The organism is Gardnerella sp. DNF01144 (genome assembly GCF_049244245.1).
Taxonomy (GTDB): Bacteria; Actinomycetota; Actinomycetes; order Actinomycetales; family Bifidobacteriaceae; genus Bifidobacterium; species Bifidobacterium piotii.
The window spans coordinates 592,010-607,454 of record NZ_CP058390.1 but is presented as its reverse complement, the minus strand read 5'-3'; the positions used below and the strand labels follow the sequence as shown (position 1 = coordinate 607,454).

The following is a 15,445-nucleotide window of genomic DNA, read 5'->3' as shown; positions in this document are numbered from 1 at the left end:
AACAAAAAACCACCAGACGAACTGGTGGTTTATTTTGCTCCTGCGGCTGGGCTTGAACCAGCGACCATTCGATTAACAGTCGAACGCTCTGCCAACTGAGCTACGCAGGAATATCTTCCATGCTTGGCTTTGTGCCGTGCACAAGACATTTATATTACACGGAATTTTGCAATATGCAAATATATGTGCATTTGGGCGTGTCGAAAATTGTTAAATGTTGAAATATCAAGGTTTTATAGCCTTTAACCACATTGCTTAAAAAATCTTTACTAAAAAAGAATCGTATGAAAAACTTTTAAGAACGTAAATGAAATTAGCAAAAACCCTTAAAATACGCCACTTTTAGTGTGAAATTCAAAGGAGAGAAAATATGTGGAAAATATTTAAGATGAAAGTCATTTATAAAAAAATGATGCAAAAAATCATCGAAAAAATTAATCGAATAAAAAAATATGTTTTGAAACATAAGATAATTTTTGTATACATAATAGCGTTTTTTGCTTTGATTGCATTTATTACACTAATTCGTGTTCTAGAAAATACGAGTATTAGCAAAAGCATTGAATATGAGTACATTCAAGCTAATCAGCAAGATGCGTATAAGCAATATGCGAATACTTGTAAAAATAATTCTAAAAAGCATGTTTTAGCTACAAGTATGAGCGAGGATTATGATAACGAATATTGCAGGTCAAGGATGATATATCCAATAAAAGAAGCAAATATTATTAAGGATTTTGATTCTCCGAGTAAACCTTGGCTTGCAGGGCACAGAGGTGTTGATTTACAAGCTAAAGAAGGCGATGAGTTGCGAGCGCCACAAGACGGAATAATCGCCTTTGCGGGGCTGGTTGCTGGAAAATCTGTTGTAACAATAAGCCACGGTGTTTTAACATCTACATTTGAGCCTGCATATACGGATTTACCTGTTGGGTCAATTGTTAAAAAGGGTCAGAATTTTGCATATGTAACAGTTGGGTCGGATCATTGCGATAATCTTTGCGTTCAATGGGGATTAAAACGAAGAAACAGAACGTACGCAAACCCAAAAAAGATGGTTCAAAAACAAAAAATAGTGTTAAAGCCAAAAGAAGACTTAAAAGAAAAATAGTAAAATACGTATCGTATAGTGTGTATAGATTCTTGAGTAAAATATTGAGAATCATTGCTTAAATAATATGCGCAATTTAAGGAGCGGCTATGCAAAAGTATTCTCGCAATCTTAATGAGAAGATTGATTACGACGCAAATGTTTTTTCGCTTCTTGAAAATCGCGTAGAGCGCAATGCAAACGGATCCTTAATTGAATATCTTGGCGAAAATGGAAAATGGGAATCCTACAGCGCTAAAGAGTTTAGAGATTTAGTTATATCTGTTGCAAAAGGGTTTATAGCACACGGCGTTATGCCAGGGGATTCAATATCTATAATTGCTCATACTTCTTGGCAGTGGACTTTGCTAGATATGGCAATAATGTCTATTGGGGCTTTAACTGTTCCAATCTACGAAACAAGCTCTGTGAGTCAAATAGAAAACATTGTTAACGATTCCAATGTGAGCATGATTTTTGTTGAAGACGAAGCAATTAGAGAGAATGCATTGATTGCAAAAAAGTCGTGCAAATGTCTTGAAGAAATATTCGTATTGAGTTCAAACGCAATCGACGCGTTTATTGAATACGGAAAAACCGTTACGGATGCAGAATTTTACGAGAGAGAAAAAGCTGTTAAAGGTAAAGATTTAGCAACAATTGTTTATACTTCTGGATCTACTGGAGAGCCAAAAGGCATTGAGCTTTCGCACGGAAACTTTGTTTTTATAGCAAAGTCTGGAATAGTTTCTATGCCAGATATAGCGTTAAAAAGTAAGAATGGTAATCCACGACTTTTGCTGTTCCTTCCTCTAGCACACGTTTTTGCGCGATATATGCAATTCTTTTGCTTTACTGGAAACGTTACGCTTGGATTATCTAGTAATCTAAAAACAATACTTAGTGACTTCAAAAGCTTTAGACCAACATTCATGCTTGGTGTTCCTAGAATATTTGAAAAAATCTACAATGCGGCTTCTCAAAAAGCAGGAAGAGGATTAAAAGGCGTTATATTTGCGTTAAGCGTAAAAGTTGCTAAACAATGGTCAAAGGCGCAGCAAAATGGTGCAATGGTTTCGCCATTGATTGCAATAAGTCACGAATTCTTTAAAAACACTGTATATAAGTCGATTTTGCAAGTTTTTGGAGGATGCGTTGAATACGGTGTTTCTGGCGGTGCTCCTTTAGACACGTCTATATCTCACTTCTTTAACGGAATTGGGCTTCCAATCCTGGAAGGCTATGGAATGACAGAAACATGCGCGCCATCAATGGTAAACCCTACAAAGGGATACAGGATTGGAACAGTAGGTATTCCAGTTAAAGGTGTGTCTGTTGCAATAGATGATGAAGGTGAGCTTTGTATTAAAAGCCCTGCTGTTTGCATAGGATACCATAATCATCCAGAAATAACAGAAAAGCAAATAGTAAATGGTTGGCTGCACACGGGAGATTTTGGCACGCTAGAACCAGATGGATTTGTTAGGATTACAGGCAGAAAGAAAGATTTAATAATAACTGCTGGCGGTAAAAACGTTTCTCCAAGCATTCTAGAAGCTTCTGTTATGACTTGCCCAATCGTTTCTCAATGCGTTGTTGTAGGAGACAGAAAGCCGTTTATATCGGCAATTATTGCGCTTGATTTGGCAGAAGTAAACTCGTGGCTTATATCTAGAGGTGCAGGACCTGTGCGCTCGCTGGATGAAGCTCGAAAAAATTCAATTGTAAGGTCCGAAATTGAGCAAAGTGTTGTAAAAGCAAATTCTAAGGTTTCTAGAGCACAATCGATTAGAAAGTTTGAGATTGTTCCAGACGCGTTTACGCAAGAAAATGGATTGGTTACTCCAAGCCTTAAAGCAAAAAGAAGCGTTGTTTTAGAGCGTTATAAAGATCTTATTGAAAATAAGATTTATGCGCCAAGAGTCAAAAGATAATCGAAATAATCTCTACTAATTAATCTCTACTAATAGTGTGCAAGCTAGTGCATAAGCTTAAGCTGCCTAGTGTAAGGCGTTAGTGTAATGCGATGGAGTAAAGCGATTAAAGCCCAGCGTCTGCAAGAGTCACATAGCCTGGGTCTATTAAAAGCGCTTTAAGATTAGTTGCGCTGATTGCAAGAATAGCTTCACTTGCAACTGGTACACCTTTTTGCGAGTCACTATTGTTTACAAAAATGGTCACGTCTTCTAGTTGCGTAATCTTTCCAGTAGTGTTTAACGAGTTACACTGTTTTGCAACATCGCTAGAAATCTTTTGGATGTTTTCTATAGAAGTCATCCATTGCTTGCCGTTTACAAGATTAGGCAAAGCGTCTTTGTATGCTCCGTAGCCTGTAATAACAGGCCATTTTGAATCGTTTACAATAGTGTTTGCATATTCACTTTGACTATCTTGGCTGCTACTTTGATTGCTATCTTGTGAGTTTTTATTTTTGTTACTTTTTTCGTTTACTTTTTGTTTTTTGAGCTTATTATTTTTTACATTAGATGGCAAAGGTACGCGCTTTTTGCTTAAATTACGTTTTCCAATAAAGTTTCCAATAATGTCTGGAAGAGTAAACGAAGGATTAATGTCTGCAGAGCTGCCCTTATATCCAAGCTCTTCTAAAGCACTTTCTGTTTGCATAGCAACTTGATCTTCTAACGCAATAATTCCATCTACGTGTTTTGTTGGAGTTGATTTAGAACTATTTTTTTCAATAAGTCTAAATTCAAGTTCTGCTTTAACAGAATCGGAATTATCCGCATCTATAGCAACATTTTTCCAATCGTTTGCAGTGGAATTCTTGTTAAGCTTTCCAGAAGGAGAAAACATTAGTCCAGATTCAAAATATGGCTTTAGAACCTTCCAGATTCCTTCAAATGCAAGTTTGGAAAATTCGTCATCAAACTCTGGAGTTTTATACAAAGAATCTTCGGAGTTTATTGTGCGTTTGTTTATTCCAACATGAAAATGAATATTTTGCTTTTGATTATGGCAAGGCAAAAGCACTTCCACACTTTTTGGATTATCTTTAGATGCTTGATTTAGAGCCAATTTTTGTACAAGAGTATAGGCTTGAACCTCTCCAATTCTTTGTGCAGAAGAAAGATCAAATAGAATGTCTGGCTTAAAACCCCTACTTAGTCTAGAAAGCATAACAACATGCATTCCAGCTTTTTTAGCAAGCTCTAAAGCGTTAGATAGTCTATTTTCTGCTTCTTCTTGATTCTTTAAATCATTGTCATTTAATTGATCACTATTTGAATCTGGTTGAGTTACATAATCTCCATAATTGTTGTGTCCGTTTTTATTAGTCCAAGGAGCAACAACAATAGTCGTTTTTGAAAGCTGCTTTTTTGCGCTATCTTGAAGATTCTTAACATTTGTTTTTGCGCTTTTACTTTTAGTATTTTTAGCGCTGTTTTTAGAATTTAGTGACGTAATAGTGTTTACAACATAATCTTGAATATCTTGACTTTGATTGTACAAGCTGTTAGAAGACTTAGTTGCGATTGAGTTGCTGGAAAATCCTTGCTTTTTTAACGATTTTACTATTTCTGGAACAAGATTATCCCATGTACTTAATGGAGTTTTTCTACTTAAATTTAGACCATCAGAAGGCGTAAAAACTATAACGTTGCCGTGATTCACTTGAGGCTTTGCGTTAGGCGATGCGTTTTTTGCATTGCTCGATCCGCATGCGCAAATCGCAAGAAGCATTGTGCTAGCTGCTATAACAGCAATAGTTTTGCGCAAAATATGCTTATGCGTGCGAATCATAGTTAAAACCTTTCGTAAATTTTAGTTTTGTACTTATTTATCTGTTAGCTTACTTATGTGTTAGTTTCTATTAAATTATCTAATGCAAATTTAGCGATTAAGCAAATCCAAGCACATGTCTCGATATTCGCTAACGTAGCCTCCGCCAAAGAAAACACAATGACCAGCAATAGGGTAGAGTTGCCAAATTGTCATGCGATTTTCAAAACCAGATTTTAGCGGATGAACAGACTGGTAACCGTCTAAAATCTGCTTAAAATAGCTGATTCCAAATAAGTGAAGCATTGATAAATCTTCTTCGCGATGGCCGCCGTGAGCTGCAGGATCAATTAAAACAGCTTCTGTGTGTTCACCGTCTTCGCTTTTAGTCCAAAGCACGTTTCCGCTCCACAAGTCTCCATGAACGCGTGCTGGCTTATCTTCAGCGGCTTTTCCAAGTAAAGCTGGCAAAGCGTCAATAACTTTATTTGTAAGATCTAAATCGCTTTTTGTAAGACTTCCTCTAGAAATGCCAAGGTTTACCATTGGCAAGAGCCTGCCTTCTGCTAAATAGTCAATAACATTACTCCAAGTGCCACAATCCATTTTTACAGGGTCGCTTAATGGTCCAAAATAGCATGTGCCATCATAATCTGCAGGTGGCTCCCCAAAATATTTCGCACCGAAATCGTGCATATGCGCCAAAGACGCTCCAAATTCAAACGATGCTAAAGGAGTAGGGCTTGTAGTTTCAATGCGTTCAATGTTTAAGTAGTCTTTTCCCCAATCAAAAACTTTAGCTACTTTAGGCCCACCATAGTCGTAAGCTTCTCGAAGCCAATTAAGTCCACGACCTTCGCATTCAAAGAATCGTTCTGGTGCGTATGATCTGCTCTTTTTATACACGTTATTACTCATAGCAACCTTCTTAATGTAGTAGCGTATGCGGCTTATAGTTACACACTTAATAAATATTTTATGAATAAACTAAATTATTCCTATCATCACTATTCTAATGAAGTATTAGCACAATGAGCGATGCTGCGTTTAATTTGCAATAAGATTAGTACAATACTTACGCCAAGTAGGATGTGTCCAATTCCTGCTAAACCAGTTATGGCAAAATCTATAGATGGATTGAGATGTAGACGCATTACTTGTGCAATTCCACGAGTAATCATCATTGCTGCTGTTAGGTTGAGTCCAATATGATAAGTTATTAAGATTTGTGTAGTTTTTTCGTTACTAAAACTGAAGTTTTTCTCAAATAGTATAAGTAACAGAAAAACAACCATGCCAAGCATAAAGTAGTGTGTGTGAACTACAGCAAGCACAGTTTTTGCATGGAAAGCATTAAATTTTGTAAATTCGCGATAAAAGACGCCGCCAATCATGGCGAGGACAGCATACAACAAAGACGTATTAATATAACGTTTCATAACATGGTTCATAGTAACTTCCTTACGTAGAGTGATAGTCAAATATTCCTTAGTAATGTTGATGTCGTTACAAGTGTTTGTAAGCACTATTGCATAGTATGAGTGTTTTTGTAACGCGGGCATGCAGTTTTAGCAAAATGATATCCAAAAAGCAATCCTGCTAAGGCTAATGCAGAGCCTAATCCCGTATAAAACACGGCAATAAAGCGTTCTGGAGCTATATTTGTTGCACGAAGAACAATTCCAAAAGTCATCATAAAAGCCATGATTATAAAAGATTTAACGTCAAAGAATTTAAGGAAAAATTGCTTGTTTTCTTTGTAAGCGTTGATTCTAGACACATGCTTTTTAACAAGTTTTCCAAAAATAAACATTTGGAATATTACAAAAACAGCTAAAGATAAAGTGAAGTTAATAGGAGATAAAAAGTTTGAGTATGCATTAACACCAATCTTAAGAATGTTGAATCCAGCAAATCCCCATACAAGGCATGCGATTAATAAAAGCGTGTTCTTTGATACCTTCATAACTAACCTCGTTAAATCATATTATTTCTAGTAAATTCTTATGTTAAACTCTTAAAACAATTGTAGTAATGATTTTTATAAAAAACGCTAAATAATAGTATTTTGTGAATTGTGCATTAAAACTTTCAAAAAACACAATAAAATATGCTTAAAAGTTGTAAAAAGTGTTGCAAATTGACGATATGAGTCGCTATAGTGCTTGTTTATGGAAGACAACGATCAACAATATGCAACAGCTGACAATAAAGCTACAATCGCTGAGCCAGCTTTTCGTTATAATGCGCAACTCGCACAAGATATTGAGCAGCGCTGGCAAAAAACCTGGGATGAGCAGGGCACATTCTGGGCTGCTAATGTTAAGGGTAATTTAAGGGATGGCGAAGGCAGGAATGCTGAAGGCCGCCCTTCTTTCTTTGCAATGGACATGTTCCCGTATCCTTCTGGAAAGGGCTTGCACGTTGGGCATCCTCTTGGATATTTAGCAACAGACGTTGTAAGCCGATATCACCGCATGAAGGGCGAGAACGTTTTGCATGCTATGGGCTACGACGCTTTTGGACTTCCTGCAGAACAGTACGCTGTGCAAACTGGTCAGCATCCTCGCATTACTACCGAGGCAAATATTGCAAATATGCGCAGGCAGTTGCATCGTATGGGATTGAGTTTTGATGATCGTAGATCTTTTGCAACTATTGATACAAACTACGTTCGTTGGACACAATGGATTTTCTCAAAGCTCTACGACGCTTGGTATAACCCTGATTTTGTAAGAAAAGATGGAGGAAAGGGTTCTGCTCGTCCAATTTGTGAGCTTGTTGATGAGTTTAAGAGCGCAAAGCGCGAAATTCCTGGTTTTGCAGGCAAAAAGTGGGAAGAGCTTAGCAAAGTAGAACAAGCAGACGTTTTGAATGACTTCCGTATTGCTTACATTTCTAAATCTCCTGTAAATTGGTGCCCAGGATTGGGAACTGTGCTTGCAAACGAGGAAGTTACTGCAGAAGGCAAATCTGAGCGAGGAAACTTCCCAGTATTCCAGCGCAATCTTCGTCAATGGTCCATGCGAATTACAGCTTATGCGCATCGTTTGGTTGAAGATTTGAACACGATTGATTGGCCAGAAAAAGTTAAGCTTATGCAACGCAACTGGATTGGCGAATCTCACGGTGCTTCCGTGCATTTTGAAGTGCAATGTGCGGACGGCGAAACTCGCGATTTGGAAGTGTACACAACTCGTCCAGACACGCTTTTTGGTACTACTTTTGCTGTTGTTTCTGTAGATCACCCGATTCTTGAGCATATTCCAGAAGCGTGGAGTGCGGATGTTCCAGAAAGTTGGAAGGGCGGCTACGCAAATCTTAAGGAAGGTTTGGCAGAGTATCAGGCTCAAGCTCGCGCGAAGACTGCTAAAGATCGCACGGAAGATGCTGGGGCTAAAACAGGCTTGTTTACTGGTCTTTACGCGATTAATCCTGTAACTGGTGCAAAACTTCCACTGTTTGTTGCAGATTATGTTCTTATGGGTTATGGAACGGGCGCAATTATGGCAGTTCCAGGCGGCGATCAGCGCGATTATGATTTTGCTAAAGCTTTTGGTTTGCCTGTGATTTACACTGTTAAGCCTTTGCCTGATTCTGGCGAAAAGTTAGAAGATTATGATGGCAAAGCTCCATTTGTTTCTCATGACGGAATTGTTATTAATTCTTCTGTGGAGCATACTCATAAGCTTGGCGACGCCTTGTCTATTAACGGTTTGCGCGTAGATGAAGCTATTAAAAAAGTGACGACTTGGCTTGAATCAGCAGGCGTAGGCGTTGGCAGAGTTTCTTACAGACTTCGCGATTGGCTGTTCTCTAGGCAGCGCTACTGGGGAGAGCCTTTCCCAATCGTTTATGACGAGGACGGTGTTGCTTACTTAGTTCCAGATAGTGAGCTTCCGATTGCTTTGCCAGATGTTCCAGACTATCAACCAAAGACTTATGCTCCAAACGACGCAAACTCGGAGCCAGAAGCGCCATTAAGCAGAAACGACGATTGGGTTAAAGTTCAGCTTGATTTTGGTGACGGTGTAAAAACCTACTATCGAGACACTAACACTATGCCAAACTGGGCTGGTTCATGCTGGTACTACATGCGCTACTTGGATCCGAATGACGCAGAGCACATGGTTGACAGCGACGAATATGACTATTGGATGGGCACGAACCGTCCAGGCAAAGAGCATGTTTCTGGCGGCGTTGACCTTTACGTTGGTGGCGTAGAGCACGCAGTTTTGCACTTGCTTTACTCGAGATTCTGGCATAAAGCGCTTTATGACTTGGGCTACGTGGATTCTGCTGAGCCGTTCCATCGCCTATTTAACCAGGGCATGATTCAAGCTTATGCGTACACGGACGAGCGTGGACAGTACGTTCCAGCAGACGAAGTTGAAGAAGGCGCTAATAACGGCGCTGGAGAGCCAACATTTACGTGGCACGGCGAGAGCGTGAATCGCGAGTTTGGAAAGATGGGCAAGAGTCTAAAGAATATTGTGACTCCAGACTACATGTACGAAAACTACGGTGCAGATACGTTCCGTTTGTACGAAATGAGTATGGGTCCACTTTCTGAATCTCGCCCGTGGAATACGCGCAATGTTGTTGGCGGTATGAGATTCTTGCAACGCTTGTGGCGTAATGTTGTTAACGAAGAAACTGGCGTTTGCGTAGTAACAGAAGATGCGCTCGACGAAAAGACGCTTAAGCTTCTTAATAACACGATTGCGCAAGTGACTGTAGAAATGGAAGCAATGCGACCAAACACTGCAATCGCTAAGCTGATTGTGTTGAATAACCACTTAACGTCTTTGCCTAGCGTGCCTCGCGCAGCAGTTGAGCCGCTTGTTCTTATGCTTTCTCCAATTGCTCCGCATATTTGCGAAGAAATGTGGAGCAAGCTTGGGCATACTAAGTCGATTGCTCACGCAAATTGGCCTGTTGCAGATTCTCGCTACATTGGTGCAGATACTGTTACAGCTGTTGTGCAAATTAAGGGCAAAGTTCGCGCAAAGCTCGAAGTTGACCCGAATATTGAGGCCGAAGAGCTTGAAAAGCTTGCGTTGGAAGCTGTTGCTGATCGCTTAGGCGGTAAAGCTCCTCGCAAGGTAATTGTGAAGGCTCCAAAGATTGTGTCTATTGTGCCAGACGAAAGCTGAAAACTCAATGTTTTCTAGGCAAAATAGCCTTTAACCACATTGGTTAATTTTACTTGAAAGATGCTTATCTTCATTTAATAGTGGAGGTAAGCATCTTTTTTTATGAATGATTATGAATAACAAAAGGAGGTGATTAAAGGTGCATAAAACGAGTCGTAATGTTTTGGAAAGGCTTGATGCGATTAGTGGCTTGAACAATTATGTTAGTGAAGAAATCAGCGATATTAGTGATTCTTATAGAGAATATAAAGATTTACAGCATACAAAAGATGATTTGAATATTTTAGACTATAAAACTTGCGTTTTAGATAGCGAAACTAAAGAACGTGCGCTCGCTTTGAAAGACCTTGCTACTAATGCTAATAGTTCTTCATTAAAAGTTGATGATTTTAATAAGCGCAACGAAGCAAGAATGAAGAATCATGTTAGATTGGCTATAAAGCCTGCTCATATTTTAGCAATAATGCTGATTCTAGTTGTTTGTTTATCTTGTAGTTTAACAATGCTAATAAGTCAATATGCAACTTATAGCAAGGTTTATGCATATAACGCTAGCGCAAAATCAAAAGATCATTCTAATAAGCAAGTTGATTTTTACAATAAGTCAGATGCTAAAGGCGACGGTAAAAATGATGGTAAATACGAATCAAATAATAAATCAAAAGTGAGCACTAATCATAAAAGTGAGTTAAAAAAAGATGAAGAAAGCGTTGAAAGTGTTAGCAAAAATCAAGATTTGATTGAAAAAAATAAGAGTGAATATAGTCAAAATAGAAGCAAAAATATTCAAAATAAAAGTGAATGCATAAATATAAATAGTGCTGGATCGGAAGAATTACAAGCAATAAAAGGCATAGGGCCAAAAATGGCTCAAAGAATATTAGACATGCGTAAAAAAGTTCGCGTTTTTAATCGTGTTGAAGATTTGATGCAAGTCAACGGGATTGGTTCGAAAACTTTTGCGAAGATTAAATCGATGATTTGTGTTGGTTAAGAATCGCTTATCTATAGGTTTGTTTTATAACTTTGTTGTTTAAGGCGTAAAATGGAAGAATTTTATTGGAACTTTGAAAATGGAAACAAGGATTTTAGACTTGTTCCAATTGCTTTTGCAATGTGGTTTGGATGCTTGTATGCAAGATTTATATGCAAAAGTAATCAAGTTTTAGCGTATACAATATTTGCCACTTTTATTTTTGCTATTCTGTGCTTTTATGTTTCATTCTCTAATGGATCATTTTTTAATGGTGTGCTTAAATCTAAATTTTTGAGGAGCTTAGGAATAATCAAATACAAGCAAACTTTTTATGCGATTATGTGCGCATTTTTAGCTTCATTTATGATTTGTTCGATTACGCAATGCTTAGAAGAGCTAGATCCTGTTTTTTCTGTTATTAAAAGCGAAAGTGCTAGAAGCACTCAAAGCTATGATGGTAATAAAAGGCTCGATTCTAAAAGCGTTAAAGTGGCTATGAAAATAACGTCTCCTTTAAGAACATCTCCTTCTTTTAGAGGAGATTGTGTAGCTAATGTAAGTGTTAAAAGTGTTGAAACAGAAGATAAAAATCATGTTGTGCAAAAACATGTGAGTTTTGCAAGCGCAAAACTCTACGCTTTTAATCCAGATTGTAAAGCAATTAATTATGGCTATACGATTAGCAGTTTTGCAAAGATTGGTATCTCAAAATTTGGAGCAAATAATGTAGAAATTCAAATTCCTAAAGCTAGTAAAAAAGATAAATCTAAGTTTAGTAAAAAAGATAAATCGAGCAAAAATCAAGTCAATTCCTTAAAAGTGATTGAAAAATCTGGGTTTTTAACAAGTGCTCTAAACAATCTTTATAAAGAATTTTACAAAGTTACAGGCAATTTGAGTGAGCAGGGTCAAATGCTAGTTCCTGGCCTTACTGTAGGGCTTTTAGGTCAAGAGCATTTAAGCAATGACGATGAAGACAAAAGTAGTCAAATTGACAGCTCTTATGCGAATACAATGAAGCAAAGATTTAAGATCTCGGGAATAATGCACTTAATGGCAGTTTCTGGAGGCCACTTTTTGCTTGTTGCAGCAATGATTCGTAAAGTTTGCTTATATTTTCTTGCTCCAAAATGGCTGTGTGCGTTTCTGGAAATACTGGGAAATGTTTCTTTAGCACTTATTGTTTACCCATCTGCTTCGGTTTTACGCGCACTTATAATGGGCATTATTTGTTCAATCGCATTTTTACTTTCTAGAGCGTATCAATCGGCTAGCGCATTAAGCTTAACTGTTATAGGTGTTTTATTTGTTTGCCCTAAGTTTGCGTGGGATTATGCGTTTGCTCTTTCTGTGTGCGCTACTTTTGGAATAATTGTTTGTGGAATGCCTTTAAGAAGAATCTTTTTAAGATATATGCCGTCTAGTATTGCAAGCGCATTAAGTATTACATTGTGTGCTCAATGTTTTACACTTCCTGTGCAAATATTAATGCAACCTCAAGTTTCTTTTATATCTATTATAGCGAACTTGATTGTTGCTCCTTTTGTTGATTTTGCAACGATTTTCGGGCTTTTGTCGCTTGTTTGCTCGTGCTGGAATTACTCGATTGCGCTATTTTTCGCTAATATTTCTTCTATTGGAACAAACATTATGGCAAATTGTGCTTGGAATCTTGGAGATTTACAAATCGGAGTTATTCCATGGGTTTCTGGGCCATTAGGTGCGTGGCTTGCGTGGTTTGCTGAATTTAGCGTATTTTTGTGTGTATTTTTTATTAATAAGTATCTTAAAAATAAAGAGTTTTATAATGCGTTTAAGATTTACGCTCAAGCAAAATCAAATCGCTTTAAGCATCTTGTAGATGATTCGGTTGAACTGTTTGAATGATTTTTGTGCAAGTGATGATTTTGAGCAATTTTTATAGTCAATTTATAGTAAATCATCTTAAGTTTTGTATAGTTTGTACAATTATTAGATGTGTTAAATAGCTAAAAATAATCGAATTAATGGTAGATTTGATTAGCTAACTTGTAAAACATTAGCATTAAGGGGTACGTATGCAAGCGTTAAAAAACTTTGCGCCACTTACGATTGTAGTTGGTGGAGATGCGTATTTGAACGATTTGAACGCTCGCGACTTAAAAACGCGCATATTAGACTCCTGCCCAGATGCAGATGTTGTAAATTTAGACGCTTTGATTGCAGATAAATATGCTTTTATAACTGCTACAGGTCCATCACTTTTTTCTAGCGGAACAATTGTTGTTATTAATAATCTGGAACAAGCTAATGAAGATTTAGTTGAAGCAATAATAGAGTTTTGTGCTAGTAAATCTAAATCAAAAACTAATGAAAACGATTGCTGGGTTATTGCACGACACGAAGGTGGTGTTAAAGGAAAGTCAATAGTTACAAAGCTAGAAAAAGCTGGAGCAAACAAAATAACTGTTCCAGATCTTAAAAAAGACGATGCAAGATTGAATTTTGTGCTAAGTCTTTTTGAAAGGCAAAATCGCAAAGTAGAGCCTGCAGCCGCTGCGCGAATCGTAGAGGTTTTAGGTGGGAAAACAGACCAGTTAGCATCTCTTTGTTCTCAACTTTGTTTTGATTTTGAAGATAACCCAATCACGCTAAAAATAGTTGACCAATACTTAATATCTGATCCGCAAGTAACTGGATTTTTTGTAGCAGATAAAGCTGCACAAGGAAACGCGGGTCAAGCTATTCTTGCGTCAAGAAGAGCGATTTTACAAGGCGTTGACCCTATAGCGTTGATTGGAGCTTTGGCTGTAAAAATGCGCATAATTGCAAAAGCTATAGCAGTTAAAAACGGAGAAATTTCTAACGCGCAAGCAAAAGTGAATCCGTGGGCGTTAAAAATGGCTATGAGAGATTTAGGTGGATGGAGTGAGAATGGGATTCGTAAGTGTTTTATGTGTTTAGCATGGGCAGATGAGCAATGCAAAGGTGGAACGAGCGATGCTTATTACGCTTTAGAAAAATGCATTAGCATGATTGCTTTGCGTGGTCGTTAAATTAAATTAAGTCGAAAGTGTGCGATTTTGGAAAATCATAATATTAAAAAGCTTGTAATTCCAAGTGATTCGTGTATGCAAGATCTTGGCGAGTCAATTGCAAAAATAGTGCATGAAACAGATGTTATTTTGCTTTCTGGTCCTCTTGGTGCTGGAAAAACAACGTTTGCTAAAGGATTTGGCAAAGGATTGGGAATAAAAGAGCCAATAGTTTCGCCAACTTTTACTATTGCTAGAGAGCTTAAAGGCACGTTTTCTAACGGAAAAGCAGCAAATCTTATTCACGTAGATGCATACAGGCTTGGTGGAAAAGATTACGCTCCAGGGCAAGACACTGTTTCTAGGCTTTTAGATGAGCTTGAATCGCTTGGATTAGACGAAGCTTTGGAAGAGCCAGGAGACGGAACTGTTGTGCTTATGGAATGGGGAGAGCAAATGGCAGGTGTTCTTGCAAATGTTCGTCTTGAAGTTCATATTGATAGGCCAATTGATAAAGAAAAGTCAAATGAGTTTACAAGCGAAGGGAATCGCGTTGTAACGCTTGTTCCAGTCGGAGGAGATTGGTGCGATCGCTTAAAAATTCTTGATTAAGAGTAAGCTAAATTGGTTAGTCAATTTAAGGAATGAAAATGAGCAATACGCTGATTATAGACACGTCGTACGGTTCAACAGTTGGAGTTGTGGGGCATAATCCAATAGTGGAAACGGATTCTCGCACTCATGTTGAAAGATTGCAAGTAAACATTGATCTTGCGGTAAAAAATGCTGGACTAGAGCTTAATCAAATAGACGAGATTGTAGTTGGAGTAGGTCCTGCTCCTTTTACAGGTTTACGAGCTGGACTAGTTGCAGCTAAGGCGATTGCTTTTGCGAATAACGCGAAGATTCTAGGATGCAACAGTTTGCTGCCTCAAAGCTTAATGATTCGTTCTGGAGCTTTTAAAGAATCGCTTAAAAATGGCGTTATCTCTAATAGTGAAATAGTCGAAAATAATGAATCTTGCGCAGCTAAACACACGTATGTTCTTTCGTTAAATGACGCTAGAAGACGCCAAGTTTATATGAGTTTATACGACGATAGTGGTTGCGAAGTAATAGAAATGGATATTGATTATCCTGCAAATATTGTTGATAGAGTAAATCAATATTTTGAATCAAATAATATTTGCGATTATTGCGTTTGCGTTGCAGGTCATGGTGCTAAAAAATACGCTGAAGATTGGAAGAAAATCGAAAACATATGCTTAATTACCGAGGCGAGTGCTCTTGATTTAGGCGTAAAAGGATTAGAGATATTTAAGCTGTGCGCCAGCCAAAAAGACGTTATTGAACCGCTTTATTTAAGAAGACCAGACGTATCGGTTCCAAACCCGTTGAAGCATGTTTTAGGATCTGGAGCTGCTACAAAAGTGGCAGAAGTGGCGGAAAAATAGGATTCAAGCGAAGT

Annotated in this window: 12 protein-coding genes and 1 tRNA gene; 8 read left to right on the top strand and 5 right to left on the bottom strand. The window is 37.9% G+C overall.

Translation table 11 applies throughout. The features are described 5' to 3' along the window. Positions 1-37 precede the first annotated feature (37 nt). Positions 38-110 (bottom strand) — tRNA-Asn (locus HXT36_RS02380). A 260-nt stretch (positions 111-370) separates the two neighbouring features. Here HXT36_RS02380 and HXT36_RS02375 point away from each other — a divergent pair. Together HXT36_RS02375 and HXT36_RS02370 are read left to right on the top strand one after the other, a co-directional pair. Beyond that, positions 371-1,111, top strand: coding sequence for a M23 family metallopeptidase (locus HXT36_RS02375; protein WP_421779157.1), 741 nt, complete (start codon positions 371-373; stop codon positions 1,109-1,111). A gap of 89 nt (positions 1,112-1,200) precedes the next feature. Beyond that, positions 1,201-3,024: an AMP-dependent synthetase/ligase gene (locus HXT36_RS02370; protein ID WP_421779156.1), complete on the top strand. Its 1,824-nt coding sequence runs from the start codon at positions 1,201-1,203 to the stop codon at positions 3,022-3,024. Between the two features lie 106 nt (positions 3,025-3,130). Here the strand turns inward: HXT36_RS02370 and HXT36_RS02365 are convergent, their stop codons facing one another. The 4 genes from HXT36_RS02365 to HXT36_RS02350 all read right to left on the bottom strand — a co-directional run bounded on the left by HXT36_RS02365 (position 3,131) and on the right by HXT36_RS02350 (position 6,797). Then, positions 3,131-4,852: a hypothetical protein gene (locus HXT36_RS02365; protein ID WP_421779155.1), complete on the bottom strand. Its 1,722-nt coding sequence runs from the start codon at positions 4,850-4,852 to the stop codon at positions 3,131-3,133. Between the two features lie 90 nt (positions 4,853-4,942). Next, positions 4,943-5,749 (bottom strand): fructosamine kinase family protein, encoded by an 807-nt coding sequence (locus HXT36_RS02360; protein ID WP_421779154.1) that lies wholly within the window; start codon positions 5,747-5,749, stop codon positions 4,943-4,945. A gap of 89 nt (positions 5,750-5,838) precedes the next feature. Continuing rightward, a complete protein-coding gene (locus HXT36_RS02355; RefSeq protein WP_248899128.1) occupies positions 5,839-6,282 on the bottom strand; it encodes a DUF2871 domain-containing protein in 444 nt (147 codons plus the stop codon). Positions 6,283-6,356: 74 nt separating this feature from the next. Further along, positions 6,357-6,797, bottom strand: a complete 441-nt coding sequence (locus tag HXT36_RS02350; protein WP_421779153.1) for a hypothetical protein — start codon at positions 6,795-6,797, stop codon at positions 6,357-6,359. A gap of 205 nt (positions 6,798-7,002) precedes the next feature. Here HXT36_RS02350 and leuS point away from each other — a divergent pair, with 205 nt between their 5' ends. The 6 genes from leuS (at position 7,003) to tsaB (ending at position 15,431) form a co-directional block, all read left to right on the top strand. Beyond that, positions 7,003-9,987 (top strand): leucine--tRNA ligase, encoded by a 2,985-nt coding sequence (gene leuS, locus HXT36_RS02345; RefSeq protein WP_421779152.1) that lies wholly within the window; start codon positions 7,003-7,005, stop codon positions 9,985-9,987. A 139-nt stretch (positions 9,988-10,126) separates the two neighbouring features. Beyond that, a complete protein-coding gene (locus HXT36_RS02340; RefSeq protein WP_421779151.1) occupies positions 10,127-10,981 on the top strand; it encodes a ComEA family DNA-binding protein in 855 nt (284 codons plus the stop codon). Positions 10,982-11,032: 51 nt separating this feature from the next. Then, positions 11,033-12,850, top strand: a complete 1,818-nt coding sequence (locus HXT36_RS02335; RefSeq protein WP_421779150.1) for a ComEC/Rec2 family competence protein — start codon at positions 11,033-11,035, stop codon at positions 12,848-12,850. Between the two features lie 170 nt (positions 12,851-13,020). Beyond that, the gene (gene holA, locus HXT36_RS02330; RefSeq protein WP_421779149.1) at positions 13,021-13,998 is read left to right on the top strand and encodes a DNA polymerase III subunit delta; all 978 of its coding nucleotides are present in this window, start codon (positions 13,021-13,023) and stop codon (positions 13,996-13,998) included. Between the two features lie 27 nt (positions 13,999-14,025). Continuing rightward, a complete protein-coding gene (gene tsaE, locus HXT36_RS02325; RefSeq protein ID WP_032815161.1) occupies positions 14,026-14,589 on the top strand; it encodes a tRNA (adenosine(37)-N6)-threonylcarbamoyltransferase complex ATPase subunit type 1 TsaE in 564 nt (187 codons plus the stop codon). A gap of 38 nt (positions 14,590-14,627) precedes the next feature. Beyond that, positions 14,628-15,431, top strand: coding sequence for a tRNA (adenosine(37)-N6)-threonylcarbamoyltransferase complex dimerization subunit type 1 TsaB (gene tsaB / locus HXT36_RS02320; RefSeq protein WP_421779147.1), 804 nt, complete (start codon positions 14,628-14,630; stop codon positions 15,429-15,431). Positions 15,432-15,445: the final 14 nt, after the last annotated feature.

Coding starts and splice junctions, on each gene's coding strand:
- HXT36_RS02375 (WP_421779157.1), top strand. CDS start 371: ATGTGGAAAATATTTAAGATGAAAGTCATTTATAAAAAAATGATGCAA.
- HXT36_RS02370 (WP_421779156.1), top strand. CDS start 1,201: ATGCAAAAGTATTCTCGCAATCTTAATGAGAAGATTGATTACGACGCA.
- HXT36_RS02365 (WP_421779155.1), bottom strand. CDS start 4,852: ATGATTCGCACGCATAAGCATATTTTGCGCAAAACTATTGCTGTTATA.
- HXT36_RS02360 (WP_421779154.1), bottom strand. CDS start 5,749: ATGAGTAATAACGTGTATAAAAAGAGCAGATCATACGCACCAGAACGA.
- HXT36_RS02355 (WP_248899128.1), bottom strand. CDS start 6,282: ATGAACCATGTTATGAAACGTTATATTAATACGTCTTTGTTGTATGCT.
- HXT36_RS02350 (WP_421779153.1), bottom strand. CDS start 6,797: ATGAAGGTATCAAAGAACACGCTTTTATTAATCGCATGCCTTGTATGG.
- leuS (WP_421779152.1), top strand. CDS start 7,003: ATGGAAGACAACGATCAACAATATGCAACAGCTGACAATAAAGCTACA.
- HXT36_RS02335 (WP_421779150.1), top strand. CDS start 11,033: ATGGAAGAATTTTATTGGAACTTTGAAAATGGAAACAAGGATTTTAGA.
- holA (WP_421779149.1), top strand. CDS start 13,021: ATGCAAGCGTTAAAAAACTTTGCGCCACTTACGATTGTAGTTGGTGGA.
- tsaB (WP_421779147.1), top strand. CDS start 14,628: ATGAGCAATACGCTGATTATAGACACGTCGTACGGTTCAACAGTTGGA.